The sequence below is a fragment of the Methanoculleus sp. UBA413 genome (assembly GCF_002502935.1).
In the GTDB taxonomy this organism is placed as follows: Archaea; Halobacteriota; Methanomicrobia; order Methanomicrobiales; family Methanoculleaceae; genus Methanoculleus; species Methanoculleus bourgensis.
On record NZ_DAQR01000047.1, the window covers coordinates 1 to 2648 of the forward strand.

Sequence of the window (2648 nt, forward strand, 5' to 3'; positions counted from 1 at the left end):
GCCTGCGGCCTCCTCCCCCGCCCGAAAGCGGCGGGGGCAGTGCCCGGGCTTATCCCCTGGGGCAATGATAACCTCCCGGAGCGAACCGATCGGGCTCTCATCGTATGCTCCCTGACAGGGATCAAGACCGTTTCCCGAGGAGGCGGGCTATTGACCGTAGACTAACCAGTAATACCCAAAACCGACCCCCATCTCCCGAATCGAGCGTCATTCTCGTGAATCTCCATACCGAACGTTAGCGCGTATGGGGGCTCTCTCACCCCTCACCGCCGTATGACCCTCCCGTGCCTGAGGATATTATAGACCGCATAAAACCCGACCAGCACCGCAAAGACATAACCCACGACCGCAAGGGTCGTGACATAGCCGGGGATCGGGAGATCGGCCACCCGGAGCACCAGCGACGAGCCCACAACAATCGCGGCGACCACCAGCCCGACGATGAGCTTATCGCTCGTCCGGTCGATGACGCCGACGATCTTCCCGAGATCGGTATCCTCAAGCTCGATCGTGACGGTCCCCTCCGAGAGGGTCTTTAGGGTCTCGTTCACGTTCCCCGGGATGGCGAGCAGCCCCTCTGCCGCGTCCGCGAGCGACCACACCGTTTTAGCCATGGTTTCGGGGGAGAACCGCTGCTGCGCGATGATCCTGGCCAGGTACGGCCGGATTCTCTGGTCGAAGTTGAACGAGGGGTCGAGCCTGGTGCCGATATCCATCACCATGACGACAACTTTCATCATCAGCATCAGGTTGGATGGGACCCTGATGTGGTACCGGCGAAGTGTATCGGTCAGGCCCCGGATCGCTACTGCAAAGTTCATCCGCTCAAGCCGCATCTCCCGGTAATCCAGCAGGACCAGATAGAGGTCATCCTTCACGGAGTCGAGATCTGCCGGGCTGATATGCACATCGAGCTTCTCGAGCGCCGCGATAACGCCCGCGACATCTGTCCTGGTCATGGCAAGGAGGAGGTCGGCAAAAGCGCGCCGTCTCTCCGGGCGGAGAACCCCGACGATGCCGTAATCGAGGAAGACGACCTCTCCCCGCCTGGTAACCAGGAGGTTTCCGGGGTGGGGATCCCCGTGAAAGAAACCGTCCACGAAGATCTGCTGGATGTAGGCAGAAAACCCAAGGTCGGCAATATCCTCGGGAAAGAGGCCGAACGCCCGGATGGCCGCCACGTCGTCGATCCGCACCCCCTCGACGTAGTCCATGGCAAGCAGGCAGGGGCCGGAGATCCCCCAGTGGACCCGGGGGATCTTCACGCCCGGAATCCCGCGCATGTTCCTCCTGAGACGGTCCGCGTTCATCCCGTCCTGGGCGAAATCCAGTTCGCGCCTGATCTGGAGAGAGAACTCATCAACCATGCCGCGCAGGTTGTAGACCCGCAGGGCAGGGGAGAGCGACTCGACCCGTCTTGCAAGTGACTGCAGGATTAAAAGATCGGTCTCGATGAGGTCAACGATTCCCGGGCGCTGCACCTTGAGGGCGACGACCCGGCCGTCTCGCATCACCGCGCGGTGCACCTGCGAGAGGGAGGCGGCCGCGACCGGCTCCTCCTCGATGATATCAAAACACTCCTCCAGGTTCGGGCAGTAGCGCTGGATCACCGGCCGGATCTCCTCAAACGGGAGCGGGGCAACCTGGTCCTGCAACTTCTGGAGTTCCTCGATGAGTTCAGGCGGGAGGAGTTCCCGGCGCGTGCTCATGATCTGGCCGAACTTAATGTAGGTCGGCCCCAGTTCCTCAATGGCAAGCCGGATCCGCTCGTATACCGACCGTTCCTCACCGGGAGATCTCCGGAGCGCCTGTAACCGCCTGCCCCCTGGAATGACCTCCTCGACGAGGATCCCAAAACCATACTTGACCAGCACATCGGCTATCTGTCGGTAGCGCTGGAACCGGGTGACCATCGGCGATGAATCCGCGCTCCCTCTACTTAAGAGGTTGGGGTGGGATTATCCCAGGGTGGGAGACCGGCTCCGCGAGAAGACCTTCCAGGGATAGGGGACCGCAAGGAATAGCGGGACGGCAAGGGCGATCGCAACCGGGATCGTCATGAGGCCAACCGAGAGTGAGGTCGCATCAGCAATCCACCCGGTGGCCGCAACCCCCATCCCGCCCACGCCGACCGCGAGCCCGAGCATCAGCCCGGAGACGAGCCCGACGTTCCCGGGTGCTATCTCGTGAGCCATGGCGACGGTGACGGCAAAGGTCGACCAGAGGATGAACCCGAAGATGATCATCGCGACCAGCGAGACGATGCCGTCGGTCATGAGAAAGACGAGGAACGGCGGGATGGCGGTGACAAGCCCGATGAGCGTGTACTCCTTGCGGCCATAGCGGTCAGAGAGTGTCCCGCCGACGAGTTGCCCCACGACCCCGGCGATGAGCATGCCCGAGACCAGCAGGTTCGCGGTCACGAGATCGATGCCCCGCAGGGTGAGGATGGTCGGGAGGAACGCGACTGAGCCGAATATCGCCCACGCCCGGAGGCCTGAAGCCGCGACCAGGAGTGTGATCGCCCGGCGTGCGGGCCGTTCGCTCCGGGAGGACGGTGCAGGGACCTCGCGGCGCATGGGGGCGGGCAGGACGTAGCGGAGCACCGCCGCCATCACGATGCCGGGAATCGCGAGGATGACAAGCCC

The 2648-nt window shown here is 62.9% G+C and carries 2 protein-coding genes; both read right to left on the reverse strand.

The features are described 5' to 3' along the window. Positions 1–263 precede the first annotated feature (263 nt). Complete coding sequence (locus tag BP858_RS03580) at positions 264–1913, reverse strand: ABC1 kinase family protein (RefSeq protein WP_074175073.1); 1650 nt, start codon at positions 1911–1913, stop codon at positions 264–266. Positions 1914–1958: 45 nt separating this feature from the next. Next, on the reverse strand, positions 1959–2648 hold a 690-nt coding region (locus tag BP858_RS03585), incomplete at its 5' end, for an MFS transporter (protein WP_286878860.1).

Coding starts and splice junctions, on each gene's coding strand:
- BP858_RS03580 (WP_074175073.1), bottom strand. CDS start 1,913: ATGGTCACCCGGTTCCAGCGCTACCGACAGATAGCCGATGTGCTGGTC.